We start from the raw sequence: 17400 nt of genomic DNA on the forward strand, positions 1-17400 counted from the left end.
GGCCGCAACACTCTCACGCCCCAGCGGGTCCCGCAGGGCGACGATCGGGCCTAGGGTGGCTGCATGGGTGATGTCGTGCGTCTTCCCGCCCGCTCCCGCCGGGTCGAGCCGCTGTGGCGCGAGTGCGTGGGTGAGGTGGTCCGAGAGGAGCGCCTGGACCGTGGCGAGCGGATCACCGATGTCGCCGGCCGGGCCGGGGTCGCCCCGCAGTACCTCTCGGAGATCGAGCGGGGCCGCAAGGACCCGTCCTCGGAGGTGCTCGGCGCCGTCGCCGGAGCCCTGGAGCTCACGGTCACCGAGATCGCGCGCCGCGCCGCCGGACGGCTGGAGCGCGGCCCGATCTGCCTGGCCGCCTAGCGCTCGCCGCGGGTCGTCATGATCGCGTCGATCACGCCGTAGTCCAAGGCGCGCTCTGCCGTGAGGATCAGGTCGCGCTCGGTGTCCTCGCGGATCTGCTCGCACGACCGTCCCGTGTGCCGGGCCAGGATCTCCTCCAGCAGGGTGCGCACCCGCTCGACCTCGTCGGCCTCGAGGATGAGGTCCGGGATGGCCCCACGCCCCTCCGCTGCCGGGGCATGGATCACGACCCGGCCGTGCGGCAGCATCGACCGGTGACCCGCCTCGCCCCCGGCGACCAGCACCGCGGCGGTCGATGCCGCCTCGCCGACGCACGTCGTGTGCACCTCGCACCGGACGAACTGCATCGCGTCGTAGATCGCGAGCATCGCCGGGATCGAGCCTCCGGGCGAGTTGACGTAGAGCGCGATCGGCTGGTCCGGGCTCTCGGACTCCAGGTGGATCAGCTGAGCGATCACGGTGTTGGCCACGCCATCGTCGATCCCGGTGCCCAGATAGATGATTCGCTCGGACAGCAGCCGTGAGTAGACGTCGACGGTGCGCTCCCCCTGGTTGGTCCGCGTCGTCACGTACGGGATCGGGTAGCTGCTCATCGCGGCCCTCCGGCGAAACCCGTGCCGGCGCCCTTGCGCGCGGACGCGAGGACAGGATCCATCGTCGTGACGATGTGGTCCACGAAGCCGTAGTGCCGGGCCGCCTCGGCGTCGAACCAGCGGTCGCGGCGCGAGTCACGCTCTACGGTCTCGACGTCCTGGCCGGTGTCCTCTGCGACGAGCGACAGGACGGTGTCGCGCGTGTGCCGTAGATCGTCCGCCTGGATCGCGATGTCCATCGCCGTGCCGCCGATCCCCGCGGAGCCCTGGTGGAGCAGCACCTTGGAGTGCGGCATCGCGTAGCGCTTGCCCTTCGTCCCGGACGACAGCAGGAACTGCCCTGCGCTGTAAGCCATCCCGAGATTCACCGTGACGACGTCGCAGGCGACGGCACGCATGCAGTCGCGGATCGCGAGCATCCCGGGCACCGACCCACCCGGCGAGTTGATGAGGAGCCGGATGTCGCTGTCAGCGTCCTGCGCCGCCAGCAGGAGCAGGCCGTTGCACAGCCGGTTGGAGTTCCAGTCCTCCAACGCCTCGCCGAGCAGCAGGGTGCGGCGCTGGAACAGCTCGCGATACAGGTCCTCGTCGAGCGTCCGGCCGGGTCTTGTCGTAGCGCCATCGTTCATGTCCTCAGCGTGCGCCTGCGCAGGAGCGTGGTCGGGCCGGTGCTGCTCTGAGCAGCGCGGCTCAGGGCAGCGCGCCCCGACAAGGACCCCACCTCTTGTCGACCCTCAGGCAGCCTGCTACCGTTGAACCGGAACCAACCACAGGATTGTGACTCGGCAACGAGGCAAGACCTGAGACCGCACGAGGGTGCGTCGTCTCGGGTCTTTTTTGTTGCCCGGGTCCCCGAGAAGTCAGGGACGACAATGGGGTCCGTCAACTATCAGCAGCTCGCCGCAGACATCGTGGACAAGGTCGGGGGCGAGGACAACATCGCCACGGCGACGCACTGCGCCACGCGGCTGCGGCTCAAGCTGCGCGACGAGAGCAAGGCCGACAAGGCTGCCGTGGAGCAGCTGCCCGGGGTCATCGCCGTCATGCCGGCCGGCGGCCAGTTTCAGGTCGTGATCGGCAACGACGTGCCGCAGGTCTACCAGGAGCTCGGCAAGATCACCCGGTTCGGCGGTGAGGCGGACTCCGACGCCGGTGGCGAGGAGGGGCCCAAGGGCAACCTGCTCAACCAGTTCATCGCGCTGATCTCGTCGATCTTCCTGCCCGTGCTCTGGCCGCTGTCCGGTGCGGGTCTGTTCAAGGCGTTCCTCGCGATGGCGGCGCAGTTCCACTGGCTCGCCGAGACCAGCCAGACCTACATCGTCCTGAACGCCGCGGCGGACGCGGTGTTCTACTTCCTGCCGATGTTCCTCGCCGTCACGGCGGCAAAGCGCTTCCGCACCAACCAGTTCACATCCATGGCGATCGCCGGTGCGCTGGTCTACCCGACCATCGTCGCGCTCAACACGGCCGGTGCCCCCGTGCACTTCTTCGGCATCCCGGTGACGATGATGAGCTACACCAGCTCGGTCATCCCGATCATCATCGGGGTCTGGCTGCAGGGCTATCTCGAGCGCTTCCTCAACCGCACGCTCCCCGGGGCGATCCGCAACTTCATGACGCCGCTGCTCGCGATCCTCATCATGGTGCCGCTCATCCTGATGACCGTCGGCCCGATCACCACCTACGCGGCGCGGGGCATCTCGAGCGGCGTCAACGCCCTGTTCGCCGTCGCCCCCTGGCTCGCCGGCGCGATCATGGGCGGTCTGTGGCAGGTGTTCGTGCTGTTCGGTCTGCACTGGGGCTTCGTGCCGATCATGGTCAACGACCTGACGACGCAGGGCTACACGCTGCTCGGCGGCCCGCTCGTCTCCGCCGTCCTCGCCCAAGCGGCCGCAGCGCTCGCCGTGTTCGTCCGCACCCGCAGCGCCAAGCGTCGGGAGATCGCGGGACCCGGTGCCCTCTCCGGCTTCCTCGCCGGCGTGACCGAGCCCGTGATCTACGGTGTGAACCTGCCGCTCAAGCTGCCGTTCTACTTCGGCATCGCGGGTGGCGCCGTGGGTGGTGCGATCGCGGCGGCCGGCGGCAGCGCCAACAACGCGTTCGTCTTCCCGTCCCTGCTCGGGCTCTCGGCCTACATGGCGCACGGCAGCTTCGCCATGCAGCTGCTCGGCACGGCCGTCGCCATCGCGATCGGCTTCACCCTCACCTTCCTGTTCGGCCCGCGCGAGGAGCCGGACAGCGCGAATGCCGCTGGTGCGGCAGCGATCCCGGACGACGGCTCGCTCGACACCGTGCCTGGACCCGGTGGTGTGGCCGGCGGGTCGGGCATGGCGACCGCCGTCAGGACGCTCGACGTGAGCGCCTCCGTGGCCGGCACCTTCGTGCCCCTCGAGGACGTCAACGACAAGGTCTTCGCGACCGGCGTGCTCGGCAGCGGGCTCGGCATCCTCCCCACGGACGGGACGGTCCGGGCGCCCGTGTCCGGCACGCTCATGACCGCGACCAGCACCGGTCACGCCTTCGGCGTCAAGACGGAGGAGGGCGTAGAGGTCCTCGTCCCCGTCGGCGTCGACACGGTCCAGCTCGAGGGCCGGCACTTCAGCACCAAGGTCACCCAGGGAGAGCATGTGGAACGGGGCGACGTCCTCGCTGTCGTCGACCTCGACGCGGTCCGCGCGGCAGGCTATGACACGACGACCATCATGGTGATCACCAACACCGCGGCCCTGACGTCGGTGACCCCCATCGCGCAGGGTCAGGTGGCGGTCGGCGACCCGGTGCTCGCGCTGGAGATCTGACATGTCAGCTGACCCGACCACGAGTCGGCCCACCACTGCGCAGCACACGTCCGACCACGACACGAGGAGAGACATGACCGACACCACCACGACGTTCCCCGAGGGCTTCCTCTGGGGCGGCGCCACCGCGGCCAACCAGCTCGAGGGCGCCTACGACGAGGACGGCAAGGGCCTGTCCATCCAGGACGTCATGCCGAAGGGGATCATGGCCCCGCCGGTGGAGGGCCCCACGCCGGACAACCTCAAGCAGGTGGGCATCGACTTCTACCACCGCTACGCCGAGGACATCGCGCTCTTCGCCGAGATGGGCTTCACGGTCTTCCGGTTCTCGATCGCGTGGAGCCGGATCTTCCCCAACGGGGACGAGGAGACGCCCAACGAGGAGGGCCTCGCGTTCTACGACCGGGTGCTCGACGAGCTCGAGAAGCACGGCATCGAGCCGCTCGTCACCATCTCCCACTACGAGACGCCGCTGCACCTGGCCCGCACCTACAACGGGTGGGCGAGCCGCGAGCTGATCGGGTTCTACGAGAGGTTCGCGCGAACCCTGTTCGAGCGCTACGGATCTCGCGTGAAGTACTGGCTGACGTTCAACGAGATCAACTCGGTGCTGCACGCGCCGTTCATGTCCGGCGCCATCGCCACGCCGCCGGAGCAGCTGAGCAAGCAGGACCTCTACCAGGCGATCCACCACGAGCTCGTCGCGTCGGCGCTCGTCACCAAGATGGCGCACGAGATGGTCCCCGGGGCCCAGGTCGGCTGCATGATCCTGGCGATGCCGACCTACCCGCTCACCCCCGACCCGGAGGACGTGCTCGCCGCCAAGGAGGCGGAGCATGCCAACTACGCGTTCGGCGACATCCACTGCCGCGGCGAGTACCCGGGCTACCTCCTGCGCACCCTGCGCGAGGCGGGCGTCGAGCTCGACATCACCGACGAGGATCACGAGATCCTGCGCAACACCGTCGATTTCGTGTCGTTCAGCTACTACTCGAGCCTGTGCGAGACCGCCGACCCGGCGAAGCGCACCGAGGGCGGCGGCAACATCTTCGGCGGGGTGCAGAACCCGGTGCTGAAGGCCTCCGAGTGGGGTTGGACGATCGACCCGGTCGGTCTGCGGATCGTGCTCAACGACTACTGGGAGCGTTGGCAGAAGCCGCTGTTCATCGTCGAGAACGGTCTTGGTGCGGTCGACGAGCTCGTCGAGGTCGACGGGATCGAGACGGTCGTCGACGACTACCGCATCGACTATCTCAACGACCACCTGGTCCAGGTGCGCGAGGCGATCGCAGACGGGGTAGACCTCCTCGGCTACACCTCGTGGGGCTGCATCGACCTGGTCAGCGCGTCGACCGCCGAGCTGAAGAAGCGCTACGGCTTCATCTACGTCGACCGGGACAACGACGGCAACGGGACGCTCGAGCGCTACCGCAAGAAGTCGTTCGACTGGTACAGGGACGTCATCGCCAGCAACGGCGCCAACCTCGCCTGACCCCGTGAAGGTCGTGCGCGTCTTCAACAACAACGTCGTGCTGGCGCAGGATGCCGGTGGCGGCGAGGTTGTGCTGACCGGGCGCGGGCTGGGCTTCCAGCCCGCCCCGGTCAGCAGGTCGACCCGGCCAAGATCGTGCAGACCTTCGCCCCGACGGACGGTCGCGAGCCCGGCGCGCTCGGTGCGCTGCTCGCCGAGATCCCGCCCGAGCACATCGCACTCGCGCAGGAGGCGCTCGCCGAGGTCGGGGACGCCGCCGGGTCCAGGACGCTCGTCGCGCTCGCCGACCACCTCAGCTTTGCGATCAAGCGGCACCGGCGGGGCCTGCAGCTGGAGTACCCGCTGCAGGCCGAGGTGGCGCACCTGTATCCCGACGAGCTGGCGCGGGCCCGACGCATCCTCGCGGTGGTCAACCGCCGGCTCGACGCCCAGCACACGCCGCAGCTGCCGAGCGCCGAGGCGGTGCCGATCGCCCTGCACCTGGTCAACGCCGGCTTCGCCACGGGCGACCTGTCGTTGACCTACACCATGACCGGCGTGCTGGGTCAGCTCTTCGAGGTCGTCGAGCAGACCTACGGCCGGTCGTTCGACACGTCCGACGTCAACGCGGCGCGGTTCATCACCCACCTGCGCTACTTCTTCGTCCGGGCGCGCACCGGACGCCAGCTGCACGACGGGCAGCTCGCGTTCGGCACCGCCATGCGCACGGCCTACCCGGAGGCGTGTGCGTGCGCGTTGCGCCTGCGCGCCGTCCTCGAGCTGCGCCTCGACCATCCCGTGAGCGAGGACGAGGTCACCTACCTGACGATGCACGTCGCCCGGCTCACCACGCCGGACCGCGACGGCTGATCCCCCCTCAGCTCCCCACCGCCCCGAGAGGAATCCCGTGCCCACGCCCCGCACCGGTCCGTACGCCCTGATGGCCTTCGACATCGACGGCACCCTGCTCACCCGCGAGGGGACGATCTCGCCGCGGACCCGGGCGGCGATCGACGCGGCCCGAGCGTCGGGCCTGGTGATGATGCTGGCGTCCGGCCGCCCGGAGGCCGGGCTGCGCCACCTCGCCGAGCGTCTGGAGCTGGACACCGACGGGCTGATCCTGGCTCCCTGCAACGGATCTCGGGTACTCCGGGCCGACACCGGCGAGGTGCTCGGCGAGGTGACGCTCGGCAAGGACGTTGCGGACGAGGTCTACCGGACGGTGAGCGACCTGCCGGTCGCGCTGATGATCGACGACGGCCCGGTGCTCTACGCGAACGACCCGGAGGGCGTCAACGTGCCCGGCGAGGCGAAGGCCAACGGCATGGAGCTGCGGATCGTCCCAGACCTCGCCGAGCTGGACCTCGATCCGCTGAAGATCCTGATGAGCACCTCCGCCGAGGCCATGGTCGAGGTCGAGCCGGTGGTCCGGCAGCGCCTCGACGGGCTCGGCGAGCTTGCGCGGTCGGCCCCGATCTACCTCGAGCTCACCGCGAAGGGCTCGCACAAGGGACGGGCCCTCGAGAGTGCCTGCGCCGCGCTGGGTGTCCCGCTGTCGGCGTCGATCGCGTTCGGGGACAACGAGAACGACCTCACCATGCTGGCCGCCGCCGGGCACGGGGTGGCGATGGGCAACGCGACTCCCAACGCCCTCGCCGCGGCCGACGAGGTCACCGCCTCGCACCAGGACGACGGCATCGCCCTGGTGCTGGAGCGCGTGCTGGCCTGATGGCCCGATAGGTCCACCAGGGTGACCCGACACGCATGGCCCATCCCTCTCGGTCTACGGTGGGCGTCCGCGCGATCGGGGGATCGCGCCTGACGCAAGGGGAAATCATGAAGCGACGCCTCATCTCGTCCGCCGCCGCCCTCGCCGCCGCGCTGGCCGTGCCGGTGATCACCGCACCAGCCGCGAGCGCGGACGGCAAGGCCAGCATCTACAACTGCTCGAGCCGCACGATGACCTCCGACCAGCGCAGCCTGTCCGTGGTGTGCAACCCGGCCGGCACGATCTACCGCTTCGAGGTGCAGTGCTCCTGGTACAGCGCCGGACAGGGCGGCTCCTACTGGGTGTCGTCGCCCTGGACCAAGGACGGGTCGCGCGCGACCGCCAGCTGCGGCAGCGCCTACGTGACCGGAGTCGGCGCCACCGTCTACTACCGTTAGCCTCGACTCGAGGAGGACGTCATGATCTTCATCTGCGTGAAGTGGCCCGTGAAGCCGGAGTTCGCCGACCGGTGGGTCGAGCTGACGCGGGACTTCACCGAGGCCACCCGGGCCGAGCCGGGCAACCTCTTCTTCCAGTGGTCCCGCAGCGTCGACGACCCGACCGAGTTCGTGCTGATCGAGGCGTTCAAGGACGACGCCGCGGAGGCGCACGTCACGTCGCCGCACTTCCGCGAGGCTCAGGACGAGCTGCCGCAGTACCTCACCAGCACGCCCAAGGTGCGCAACGTGCGGATGGACGGCGACCACTGGGACGAGCTGAGCGAGTTCGAGGTCTGAGACTCAGGCCGACTTGGCGAGGAACTCGTCGATCTGGTTGATGGCCAACGTCGCTCCCTCCTCCATGCCCATGTCGAGGACGGTCTGCAGCGCCTCCGCCGAGTCGTAGACCGTGCTGCTCGTCAGGCGGGTGCCACCGTCGACCGCCTCGAAGCGGTAGACGTTGTGCGAGACCGGAAGGTCCTCGTTGGGGGTGAAGTCGTCGTGGGCGAAGCCGTCGTCGAAGGTGAACGAGCGCGGCTCGTCGACCTCCTTGATCTGCCACCAGCCCGAGAAGCGCTCTCCCGCAGGGCCGGTCATGTAGTAGAGGCTGCGCGAGCCGGGTGCGAGGTCGTGCTCAGCGAAGGTCGCGGGGTGCGAGGGCGGGCCCCAGACCTGCTCGAGCTGGCGCGGGTCGGCGTAGAGCGCCCACACCCGCTCCACGGGCGCGGCGAACTCGGCCGTGATGGTGATCTCGCGGGCGTCCAGGTCCTTGGTGATGTCGATGACAGGCACGGTCATGATCCTTTCGGGGTGATCTCTGGGTCGTCTGGATTGTCTTGGGACAGAAGCAGATCGATGCGATCGATGCGACCGCGCCAGACGGCCTCGAGCTCGTCGAGCATCGACGCGACCGAGCGCACCGCCGCGACGTCGCCGCTGGCCAGCTGCTCGCGACCTTGACGTCGCTTGGTCAGCAGGCCGGCTCGCTCGAGCACGGCGACGTGCTTCTGGACCGCGGCGAAGCTCATGTCATAGCGCGCCGCGAGCGTGCTGACCGAGTGCTCCCCGGCGAGGACGCGGCGCAGGATGTCACGCCGGGTCCGGTCGGAGAGAGCGTGGAAGAGGGCGTCGGCCCGGTCCTCGCTGCTCTCGTTCATGAGTCGAACATACAACTACTTGGTTGTACGTTGTCAAGACCCTGCCGAGAATCCACCGAAAGGTGGAGGTCGGCCGGTGGGATCGATCGGCGTCCGCGAGGACCGTAGAACCATGCCCACCACCACGCTCTTCACCCGGCGGATCGCCGCCCTCGTGCTGCTGCTCTCCCTGCTCGTCGCGGGCGGGACCATGGCGGCGTTCTCGGACGCGACCCCGCCACCGCGCGGGTCGGGGGCGCCCGTGGCGTCCGAGTCCGCCCGCGCCGACGCGCTGGCCGCCCGGCTGCCGGGCCACGACGTGCAGACGTTGGTGCTCGTCGCCACCCGTGCGGACGGTGGTCCCCTGACCCCGACCGAGCTGTCCCAGCTGACCACGCTCGGTCGCGAGGTCGGTGCGGGGACCGGCCACGGCGCCTCGCCCGCGATCGGCTCGAAGGACGGCAAGGCGGCCACCGTCATGGTGCCCGTCGAGGTGAGCGGCGGCTCCAGCCAAGCCAGCTCGGTCGTCAAGAGCGTGCGTGCCGCCGTCGCGGCGGACGCGCCCGCGGGTGTCGACGTGCAGGTCACCGGCGGTCCGGCGTTCGGCGTAGACATCGCGTCGGCGTTCGACGGCGCGGACCTGCGGTTGCTGCTCGTCACGGTCGGGATCGTCGCGCTGCTGCTGCTCCTCACCTACCGCTCCCCGATCCTCTGGCTGGCGCCGCTGACCGTCGTCGGCATCGCCGACCAGGTGGCCGCGAAGGTCACCGCGGCGCTCGGCACCGCCTGGTCGCTGGAGTTCGACTCCGGCATCGTGAGCGTCCTCGTCTTCGGCGCCGGCACGAACTACGCGCTGCTGCTCGTCTCCCGCTACCGCGAGGAGCTGCACCGCCACCCCGACCACCGCACCGCGATGCGCATCGCCTGGCGCGAGTCGCTGCCCGCCATCGTCGCGAGCAACCTCACCGTGGTGCTGGCCCTGCTCACCCTGACGTTCGCCGTCATCCCGGGGACGCGCGGCCTCGGCGTGACGTCCGCGGTCGGTCTACTCATCGCGCTGGTGGCCGTGCTCGTCGCTCTCCCAGCGGTGCTCGTGCTCTGCGGCCGAGGGATCTTCTGGCCGTTCGTGCCACGCTTCGACGAATCCAGCCCAACGGCGTTGCGCACCAACCTCTTCGGCCGGGTAGCCCGCGGCGTGGTGCGTCGACCGGCCACGGTCCTCGGTGTTGCCCTCGCGGGACTGGCCCTCATGGTCACCGGCCTGGTCGGCACCAGCGTCGGACTGAGCCAGACCGAGAAGTTCCGGGTGCCGAGCGAGTCCGCGGCCGGGCTGGAGACGCTCGCCGCGCACTTCCCCGCGGGTGAGGCTGCGCCGCTCCAGGTGCTGACGCCCACCGCAAGCGCGACCGAGGTCGCCTCGGCTCTGCGCAGCACGCCCGGGGTGGCCTCCGTGCGCCCCGGCGCCGCGGGTGAGGTCGACGGACGGTCGTGGACGACGATCAGCGTCACGGGCACCCCAGCGCCGGGCACGGCAGCGGGCCGTGCGCTCGTCGCCGACGCGCGGACCGCGGCGCACGCGGCCTCATCCGGCCAGGCGCTCGTCGGCGGCAGCCAGGCGACCGACGTGGACAGCCGTGCGGGCGCCGACCACGACCTGCTGCTCGTCGCCCCGCTCGTGCTCGCCGTCAGCGGCCTGACCCTGGCCGTCCTGCTGCGTTCGCTCGTCGCGCCGGTGCTGCTGCTCACCATCAACTGCCTCAGCTCGCTCGCCGCTCTCGGGGCCGGCGCCTGGGTCGGCCGCACGTTCTTCGGGTTCGAGGCGCTGGACAAGCCCGTGCCGCTGCTCGCCTTCCTCTTCCTCGTGGCGCTCGGCATCGACTACACGATCTTCCTGGTGCATCGGGCTCGCTCCGAGGCTCGCGACCACGGCACGCGCGACGGCATGGTCCGCGCGGTCGCCGCGACCGGTGGGGTGATCACGTCGGCCGGGATCGTGCTGGCCGCGGTCTTCGCCGCTCTCGGTGTGCTGCCGCTCGTGACACTCGGCCAGCTCGGTCTGATCGTCGGGCTCGGCGTGCTGATCGACACCTTCGTCGTGCGCACGATCGTCGTGCCAGCGGTGTTCGCGGTGCTCGGCGACCGCATCTGGTGGCCCGGTGGCGCACCTCGCCTGTCCCGTCAGCCGCACCCGGCGCAGTAGCGTCGTGCTCGTGCATCCCGCTCGCGCCGGTCGTGTCGTCTCCTCGATGACTGCGGTCCAGCACGTCCTCTTCGCCCTGCTGCTCGTCATCGGTCTGGTGCGGGCGGTGCAGGACGGCGCTGCCACCGTGCCCCTCCTGCTCGCCACGCTCGCGCTGGTCGGCTGGTACGCCGCCGGCGCGCGGCTCGGGCGCCGCGCCCAGGACCAGCCGTCCGCGCCCCGCCCCGCCTTGGGCGCCTGGTTCCTCCTCGGACTCGCCCTCGTCTGGGTCGCCCTGGTGCTGATCTCGCACGAGCTCGTCTGGCTGGCCTTCAGCCTGTGGCTGCTCGCGGGTCACCTCATGACGACGCGGGTAGCCCTCCCCTTCAGTCTCGCGGTCCTCGGCGTCGTCGTCGCGGCGCCGTGGCACGCGCTCGGGGCGCCACCCGGTGCGGCCGGGATCATCGGGCCGGCGGTGGGTGCGGCATTCGCGCTGGCGCTCTCGCGCGGTCAGCAGCGCCTGGTCCGGGAGAACATCGAGCGCCGCCGGCTGGTCGAGTCGCTGGTCCGCGCGCAGGCCGAGTCCGAGCTGCTGCACGCCGAGCTCGCCTCTGCGCAAAGGGAGTCCGGCATCCTCGCGGAGCGCACGCGCCTCTCGCGGGACATCCACGACACGCTCGCGCAGGGCTTCTCGTCCATCCTGCTGCTGGCTCGCGCCGGTGCCGTCGCCGACGCCGATCGGCGGGCCGAGCTGCTCGCGCAGATTGAGGCCACGGCCTCCGACAACCTGGTCGAGGCCCGCCGCGTCGTGGGCGCGCTGGCGCCCCAGCAGCTCGAGGGCAGCGGGCTCGCCTCCGCGCTGCGCCGGATCCTGGACGCGCAGGCGGACGAGACCGGTGTGGCTACCGAGCTGCGGGTGGAGGGCGACCTCGCGTCCCTGCCCACGGTCGTCGAGGTAGCCCTCCTGCGCGCTGCCCAGGGCGCCCTCGCCAACGTGCGCGAGCACTCCGCCGCGCGGCACGTCGTCGTCACGCTCACCGAGTCCGACGACAGCGTCCGACTCGACGTGGTCGACGACGGCCGGGGGTTCGACGCCGCCGCGTGGGCGAGGGCGGCGCCGAGCGCACCGGAGCTCGGGGGCTACGGACTGCGCTCGTCGCGTGCACGGCTGCGCGAGCTCGGTGGTGGTCTCGAGATCGAGAGCCAGGCCGGGTCGGGCACGGCGCTCTCGGCGTATGTGCCTCTCACGCAAGCATTCTCGAGCCACCCCGTCGACCACGAGGAGGATCACCGATGACCGTTCGGGTCCTGATCGTGGACGACCACCCGGTGGTGCGCTCCGGCCTGGTGGCGCTGCTCGGCGCCCAGCCCGACCTGGAGATCGTCGGCGAGTCGGCCAGCGGCGAGGAGGCGGTGCAGCTGGCCGCACAGACCGCGCCCGAGGTGGTGCTCTGCGACCTGCGGCTCGGCGCGGGGATGGACGGGGTCGCCGTGACCCGCGCGCTCGCCGGCCTCGCGGCGTCCCCGGCGGTGGTCATCCTCACGACCTACGACCACGACGTCGACATCGTGCGCGCCGTCGAGGCGGGCGCCGCGGGCTACCTGCTCAAGGACGCGGCCCCCGCAGAGATCGCCGCAGCGGTGACCCAGGCCGCGGCCGGCGAGACGATCCTGTCGCCGGACCTGACCGAGCGGGTCATCCACACCATGCGCAACCGCACCGCCGGGCTCAGTGCGCGCGAGCTGGACGTGCTGCGGCTGGTCGCTCAGGGCCTGTCCAACCGGGACACCGCGGCGCGCCTGTTCGTCAGCGAGGCCACCGTGAAGTCGCACCTCATCCACGTCTTCAGCAAGCTCGGCGTCGACTCGCGCACCGCCGCCGTGGCCGCGGCCCGGGCGGCGGGGCTGATCGACTGAGCCGAGGAGTCTGGGGGTCGGCGGGAGTCAGCTCTTGGTGAGATCCTGGGCCAGCATCACCAGGATCCCGCTGGGCCCCCGCAGATAGGTGAGCTTGTAGACCTCCCCGTAGGTCGCGACGCCGCGCATGGGTTGGCAACCGTGCTGGGCGGCGATGGCGAGGGACTCGTCGATGTCGTCCACCGAGAACGCGACGCGGTGCATACCGATCTCGTGCGGCCGGGTCGGGCTCGTCTCGATCGCGTGGGGGTGGAGATACTCGAACAGCTCGAGGCAGGCGTTGCCGTCGGGGGTCTGCAGCACCGCGATCTTCGCGTGGTTGCCGTCGAGCCCGACCGCGGTGTCGGCCCACTCCCCGCTGATCGTGTCGCGGCCCACGACGCTCAGGCCGAGGTCGGTGAAGAAGGCGATGGCCTCCTCGAGATCACGGACGGCGATCCCGACGTTCTCGAAGGTGATGGGCATGCTCGCTCCTAGATCGCCGGCAACAGGTCGGTGTGGTTGAAGTCCTCGCCCACAAAGAGCAGCGGGCGCCCGGTGACCGCGGCCAGGGCGTAGGCGAAGCAGTCCCCCACGTTCAGTCGGGCCCCGCTGCCGCTGCCCGGCCCGAACTGCTGGTAGGCCAACCGACCCACCTCCGCCTGCTCGGCGGTGACCGGTTCCACGACCACGCCGAGCAGGTCGAGCAGCCGGGTCAGCCGCCGCCACTGCGCCGGCGGCAGTCGTCGCTGCAGGACGATGCTGCACTCGAGCAACGTCCCGGCCGACATCGCCAGGTCCTGCGCCTCGAAGAGCGCCGCCTCCACGCGCTCGCTCCCGGGCTCCTCCAGCAGGACGGCGACCAGCGCCGACGTGTCGACGATCATCGCGAAAGGCCCGCCTCGTCGTAGAGCCCCTCCGCGCCCTGACGGATCGCGGCGCGGTCCTCGTCGGTCAGCCGCGTCCGGAGCTCACCGAGCAGCACCCGGGCCTCACCCCGTCGCCGCCGTTCCGCCTCGTCCTCGTCGGGCGCGGCAGCGGCGCTGTCCAGCACCTCGAGGTACTGCTCCAGCGCCCTCTCCAGCACGCTCACCTGCGTGAGACCGGTGCGCTCGGCCGCCCGCCGCGCGAGCTCGCAGACGTGATCGTTCTTGATGTTGAGGGCCATGGGTAGACGTTACACCTCGATACGGTGCCATGGTGTAACGGACCATTGGCCGCCGGGCGCGCGGAGGCAGATCGTTGCACCCGGCCGAGGCTGTGCCGCCACCTGCCACTACAGTGGGGCCAACCTCATCGGGGAGGGTTCAACTGATGTCCGCACACACCGGAGGTAGATCCGCAGGGCCGCCGCTGACTCGTCGGCAGGCACTCCAGCTCGGCGCTGCCGTGGCCCTGGGCGGCGCGACCGCGTCGCTGGCCGGCTGCTCGGCGTCCTCGGACGCCATCACCTCACAGCTCATCCACGGCGCCACGGGCGGCGGACTGAAGGACACCCTGGACCCGCATTTCCCGGTGACCATGCCCGACATCGCGCGCGTCCGCAGCCTCTACGAGCCGCTGCTGCGGTTCACCCCGGACTACACGATCGAGCCGTCGCTGGCGACGGCGGTCGAGCACAACGCCGACGCGACCGAGTGGACGTTCCACCTGCGCGAGGGCGTGACCTTCCACGACGGCAGACCGCTCACCGCCGACGACGTGAAGGCGTCGATCGAGCGGATGGCCGACCCCAAGAACCCGGCCGCGCTGTTCTCCGACATCGCCCCGACCGTAGACCTCGCCGCGAGCAAGGCGCTCGACGACAAGACCTACCGGATCAAGCTCAAGGTGCCGCACAGCATCCTCGACCAGGTGCTCGCGTCCTACTCGCTCGGCGTCGTGCCGCGCGACTTCGACGTCAAGCATCCCATCGGCACCGGTCCGTTCCGCTACGAGAGCTTCCTGCCCGGCCAGCGCAGCCACTTCGTCCGGCACGACGGCTACTGGGACCACAAGGCCAAGGTCGACTCGCTGCTGATCCTCGACTTCGGCGACGACGCCGCCAAGGTGTCAGCGCTGCTCGCCGGGCAGGTGCACACGATCGACAACCTGCCGCCCTATCTCGCCTCGGCCATCGGGCAGCAGGGCGCCCACGCGCTCGTGTCCGAGACCGGCGGCTGGGTGCCGTTCACCATGCGCGTGGATCAAAAACCGTTCTCGGACAAGCGAGTCCGCCAGGCGATGCGGCTGATCGTCGACCGCCAGCAGCTCATCGACCAGGCGCTCTCGGGGTTCGGGCGCGTCGGCAACGACCTCTACGGGCCGTTCGACCCGGACTACCTCGGCACGGAGCTGCCGCAGCGTCATCAGGACATCGCCCAGGCCAAGCACCTACTCAAGGCCGCCGGCCACGAGGACCTCCAGGTCGAGCTGGTCACCTCGCCTGCGGTCGGCTCCGGCGGCGTCGAGTCGGCCAACCTGCTGGTGCAGCAGGCGGCCAAGGCCGGCGTGCAGGTGCGCGTCACGAAGGCCGACCCCAGCGTGTTCTACGGACCGCAGTACCTCCAGTGGCTCTTCGCCCAGGACTTCTGGTCCACCCGGCTCTACCTCCCGCAGGCGATCGCGTGTGCCCTGAAGACATCGCCCTACAACGAGACTCACTTCGACCACCCGCAGTTCACCGAGCTCATCACCTCGGCGCGGCGCGAGACCGACCCGGCCCGGCGGCGCACCCTGCTGCAGGACGCCCAGCGCATCGAGTACGACGAGGGCGGGCTGATCATCTGGGCGTTCGCCAACCAGGTCGACGGCTACTCCCGCCAGGTCAGCGGCGTCGTGCCGTGCCGCGAGCAACCCGTGTCGTCCTACCGCTTCCACCTGTTCACGGTGAAGGACCAGTGATGTCGACCGCAGCCAGCCACGCAGCCACACCGGCCCCCTCGCCCGAGCCGGACCGCCGCGACACCGCCCAGGGGCGATCGGCCGGACGGGCGTGGACTCGCTGGATCCTCAAGCGACTTGGTCTCGCCGTCCTCACCTTGTGGGTCGTCTCGCTCATCGTCTTCGTCGCCACCTCGGCGCTCGGCGACCCGGTCCGCGCGATCCTCGGCAAGGACTTCGCCGTCAGCCCCGAGCGGGTCGCGCAGATCCGCGCGGCGATGCACCTGGACGAGTCGCTGCCCCAGCGCTACTGGATCTGGCTGTCCGGGCTGCTGCGCGGGGACCTCGGCACCTCCATCGCCAACGGCGTCCCGGTCAGCGAGCTGATCGGTGCCAAGGTCGCCAACAGCGCCTTCCTCGTCCTGGTGGTCACGCTCATCATGGTGCCGCTGTCGCTCGGCCTCGCGATCCTCGCCGCACGGCACCGAGGAGGCCCGATCGACAACGCGATTCAGGTGGTCACCCTCGCCCTTGCCGGCGTCCCGGAGTTCGTCACCGGCATCCTGCTCGTGTCGCTGCTGTCGACCAGCGTCTTCCACATCCTGCCCGCGGTCACGGTGCTGCCGGCGGGTGCGATGGTCTGGCAACGCCCGCTCGGGCTGATCCTGCCGGTCGCCACCCTGGTGATCGCCGTGGTGCCTTATCTCGCGCGGATCCTGCGCTCCACCCTCGTCGAGACGATGGACTCGGACTACGTCGAGCTGGCGCGGCTCAAGGGCATCCCCGAGCGACTCGTGCTGCGCCGTCACGCGCTGCCCAACACCCTGGTCCCCACGGTCCAGGTGTCCGCGCTCCAGCTCGCCTGGCTCGTCGGCGGCGTCGTGCTGGTCGAGTACCTCTTCAACTTCCCCGGCATCGGCGCCGCGCTCGTCGACGCGGTCCGCAACGGCGACTTCCCGGTGGTCCAGGCGCTCGCCATGGTGATCGCCGCGGTCTACATCGTTGTCAACCTGGTCGCGGACGCGTTGTCGATCCTGCTCACCCCGCGCGCCCGGACGGAGATGGTGGCATGAACCGCCTCGCCGGCCTCGCGCGCGACCCCAAGATCGTCATCGGTAGCGCCATCACCCTCCTCGTCGTCCTGCTCGGTGTGCTCGGGCCGCTGCTCGCGCCGCACGGCGAGTTCGACATCGTCGGTAGACCGTTCACGCACGAGGGCTCGTTCCTCGGCACCGACTATCTGGGCCAGGACGTGCTCAGCCGGGTGCTCTACGGCGGGCGCTCGATCCTGCTCATGTCGATCCTCGCGACGGCGCTCGGCATGGTGGTGGGCGTGACCTACGGCGTGCTCGCGGCGTATGCCGGCGGCTGGGTCGACGAGCTCTTGATGCGCACCAACGACGTGCTCCTCGCGTTCCCGCAGATCCTCGTCGCGCTGCTCGTGCTGAGCGCGGTGCGCCAGCCGTCGTGGTGGGTGATCGTGCTGTTCGTCGGGCTGGCGCATGCCCCTCGCGTCGCACGGGTCGCCCGAGGCGTCGCCCTGACCTACGTGAGGCGCGACTTCGTGGCGGCCGCCCAGGCCGTCGGCGAGAAGCGCTGGCGGATCGTCGCCACCGAGCTCGGCCCCAACCTGGTCGTGCCGCTGCTGGCGGAAGCGGGGCTCCGACTCACCTACTCGATCGGGCTCATCGCCGGTATCGGCTTCCTCGGGTTCGCCGCCGACCCGGGCGCTGCGGACTGGGGCCAGATGACCAACGAGAACCGCCTCGGTCTGCTCGTGCAGCCCTGGGGCGTCCTCGCTCCCGTCCTCGTCATCGCGCTCTTCACGATCGGGACCAACCTCATCGCCGACGCCCTCGGCTCCCATGCGGCACAGGGGGACTCATGACTCAACAACCGA

The 17400-nt window shown here is 70.4% G+C and carries 20 protein-coding genes; 13 read left to right on the plus strand and 7 right to left on the minus strand.

The window, feature by feature from the left end; all coding sequences use genetic code 11:
• Nucleotides 1–63 precede the first annotated feature (63 nt).
• Nucleotides 64–357 carry a helix-turn-helix domain-containing protein gene (locus MM440_RS05920; protein ID WP_241443409.1) on the plus strand — a complete coding sequence of 98 codons (294 nt, stop codon included), beginning with the start codon at nucleotides 64–66 and terminating at the stop codon, nucleotides 355–357.
• Here the strand turns inward: MM440_RS05920 and MM440_RS05925 are convergent.
• Both MM440_RS05925 and MM440_RS05930 read right to left on the minus strand, forming a co-directional pair.
• A complete protein-coding gene (locus MM440_RS05925; protein WP_241443411.1) occupies nucleotides 354–950 on the minus strand; it encodes a ClpP family protease in 597 nt (198 codons plus the stop codon). The genes MM440_RS05920 and MM440_RS05925 overlap by 4 nt on opposite strands.
• Entirely contained in the window at nucleotides 947–1579 is a 633-nt protein-coding gene (locus tag MM440_RS05930) for a ClpP family protease (RefSeq protein WP_241443413.1), read from the minus strand. Before MM440_RS05930 ends, MM440_RS05925 begins: the two co-directional genes overlap by 4 nt.
• A 243-nt stretch (nucleotides 1580–1822) precedes the next feature.
• On the opposite strand from MM440_RS05930, the gene MM440_RS05935 reads away from it, so the two are divergent.
• The 6 genes from MM440_RS05935 (at nucleotide 1823) to MM440_RS05965 (ending at nucleotide 7724) form a co-directional block, all read left to right on the plus strand.
• On the plus strand, nucleotides 1823–3748 hold the full coding sequence (locus tag MM440_RS05935; protein ID WP_241443415.1) for a beta-glucoside-specific PTS transporter subunit IIABC: 1926 nt from the start codon (nucleotides 1823–1825) through the stop codon (nucleotides 3746–3748).
• A gap of 73 nt (nucleotides 3749–3821) precedes the next feature.
• Entirely contained in the window at nucleotides 3822–5240 is a 1419-nt protein-coding gene (locus MM440_RS05940) for a glycoside hydrolase family 1 protein (protein ID WP_241443417.1), read from the plus strand.
• 135 nt (nucleotides 5241–5375) lie between these two features.
• Nucleotides 5376–6089: a BglG family transcription antiterminator gene (locus MM440_RS05950; protein ID WP_241443418.1), complete on the plus strand. Its 714-nt coding sequence runs from the start codon at nucleotides 5376–5378 to the stop codon at nucleotides 6087–6089.
• Nucleotides 6090–6126: 37 nt separating this feature from the next.
• Nucleotides 6127–6948, plus strand: coding sequence for a Cof-type HAD-IIB family hydrolase (locus tag MM440_RS05955; protein WP_241443420.1), 822 nt, complete (start codon nucleotides 6127–6129; stop codon nucleotides 6946–6948).
• Between the two features lie 107 nt (nucleotides 6949–7055).
• Nucleotides 7056–7385 carry a hypothetical protein gene (locus MM440_RS05960; RefSeq protein ID WP_241443421.1) on the plus strand — a complete coding sequence of 110 codons (330 nt, stop codon included), beginning with the start codon at nucleotides 7056–7058 and terminating at the stop codon, nucleotides 7383–7385.
• A 21-nt stretch (nucleotides 7386–7406) separates the two neighbouring features.
• Complete coding sequence (locus tag MM440_RS05965; RefSeq protein ID WP_241443422.1) at nucleotides 7407–7724, plus strand: putative quinol monooxygenase; 318 nt, start codon at nucleotides 7407–7409, stop codon at nucleotides 7722–7724.
• Nucleotides 7725–7727: 3 nt separating this feature from the next.
• Here the strand turns inward: MM440_RS05965 and MM440_RS05970 are convergent, their stop codons facing one another.
• A complete protein-coding gene (locus MM440_RS05970; RefSeq protein ID WP_241443423.1) occupies nucleotides 7728–8219 on the minus strand; it encodes an SRPBCC family protein in 492 nt (163 codons plus the stop codon).
• A gap of 2 nt (nucleotides 8220–8221) precedes the next feature.
• A complete protein-coding gene (locus tag MM440_RS05975; protein WP_241443424.1) occupies nucleotides 8222–8584 on the minus strand; it encodes an ArsR/SmtB family transcription factor in 363 nt (120 codons plus the stop codon).
• A 112-nt stretch (nucleotides 8585–8696) separates the two neighbouring features.
• On the opposite strand from MM440_RS05975, the gene MM440_RS05980 reads away from it, so the two are divergent.
• The 3 genes from MM440_RS05980 to MM440_RS05990 are packed head-to-tail and all read left to right on the plus strand — an operon-like array spanning nucleotide 8697 to nucleotide 12659.
• Nucleotides 8697–10763 (plus strand): MMPL family transporter, encoded by a 2067-nt coding sequence (locus MM440_RS05980; RefSeq protein ID WP_241443425.1) that lies wholly within the window; start codon nucleotides 8697–8699, stop codon nucleotides 10761–10763.
• 10 nt (nucleotides 10764–10773) lie between these two features.
• Nucleotides 10774–12039 carry a histidine kinase gene (locus MM440_RS05985; RefSeq protein WP_241443426.1) on the plus strand — a complete coding sequence of 422 codons (1266 nt, stop codon included), beginning with the start codon at nucleotides 10774–10776 and terminating at the stop codon, nucleotides 12037–12039.
• Nucleotides 12036–12659 carry a response regulator gene (locus MM440_RS05990; protein WP_241443427.1) on the plus strand — a complete coding sequence of 208 codons (624 nt, stop codon included), beginning with the start codon at nucleotides 12036–12038 and terminating at the stop codon, nucleotides 12657–12659. Before MM440_RS05985 ends, MM440_RS05990 begins: the two co-directional genes overlap by 4 nt.
• A gap of 27 nt (nucleotides 12660–12686) precedes the next feature.
• Here MM440_RS05990 and MM440_RS05995 read toward each other — a convergent pair whose 3' ends face one another.
• The 3 genes from MM440_RS05995 to MM440_RS06005 are packed head-to-tail and all read right to left on the minus strand — an operon-like array spanning nucleotide 12687 to nucleotide 13806.
• Complete coding sequence (locus MM440_RS05995) at nucleotides 12687–13124, minus strand: VOC family protein (RefSeq protein ID WP_241443428.1); 438 nt, start codon at nucleotides 13122–13124, stop codon at nucleotides 12687–12689.
• Nucleotides 13125–13132: 8 nt separating this feature from the next.
• Nucleotides 13133–13525: a type II toxin-antitoxin system VapC family toxin gene (locus MM440_RS06000; RefSeq protein ID WP_241443429.1), complete on the minus strand. Its 393-nt coding sequence runs from the start codon at nucleotides 13523–13525 to the stop codon at nucleotides 13133–13135.
• The gene (locus tag MM440_RS06005; RefSeq protein WP_241443430.1) at nucleotides 13522–13806 is read right to left on the minus strand and encodes a type II toxin-antitoxin system VapB family antitoxin; all 285 of its coding nucleotides are present in this window, start codon (nucleotides 13804–13806) and stop codon (nucleotides 13522–13524) included. Before MM440_RS06005 ends, MM440_RS06000 begins: the two co-directional genes overlap by 4 nt.
• Before the next feature lie 146 nt (nucleotides 13807–13952).
• On the opposite strand from MM440_RS06005, the gene MM440_RS06010 reads away from it, so the two are divergent.
• Genes MM440_RS06010 through MM440_RS06020 form a run of 3 tightly spaced genes read left to right on the plus strand, consistent with a single transcriptional unit; the run spans nucleotide 13953 to nucleotide 17388 of the window.
• On the plus strand, nucleotides 13953–15521 hold the full coding sequence (locus tag MM440_RS06010; RefSeq protein ID WP_241443431.1) for an ABC transporter substrate-binding protein: 1569 nt from the start codon (nucleotides 13953–13955) through the stop codon (nucleotides 15519–15521).
• The gene (locus MM440_RS06015; protein WP_241443432.1) at nucleotides 15521–16573 is read left to right on the plus strand and encodes an ABC transporter permease; all 1053 of its coding nucleotides are present in this window, start codon (nucleotides 15521–15523) and stop codon (nucleotides 16571–16573) included. Before MM440_RS06010 ends, MM440_RS06015 begins: the two co-directional genes overlap by 1 nt.
• On the plus strand, nucleotides 16570–17388 hold the full coding sequence (locus MM440_RS06020; RefSeq protein WP_241443433.1) for an ABC transporter permease: 819 nt from the start codon (nucleotides 16570–16572) through the stop codon (nucleotides 17386–17388). Before MM440_RS06015 ends, MM440_RS06020 begins: the two co-directional genes overlap by 4 nt.
• The last annotated feature ends 12 nt before the right edge of the window (nucleotides 17389–17400 follow it).

The sequence above is a fragment of the Arsenicicoccus piscis genome (assembly GCF_022568835.1).
In the GTDB taxonomy this organism is placed as follows: Bacteria; Actinomycetota; Actinomycetes; order Actinomycetales; family Dermatophilaceae; genus Arsenicicoccus; species Arsenicicoccus piscis.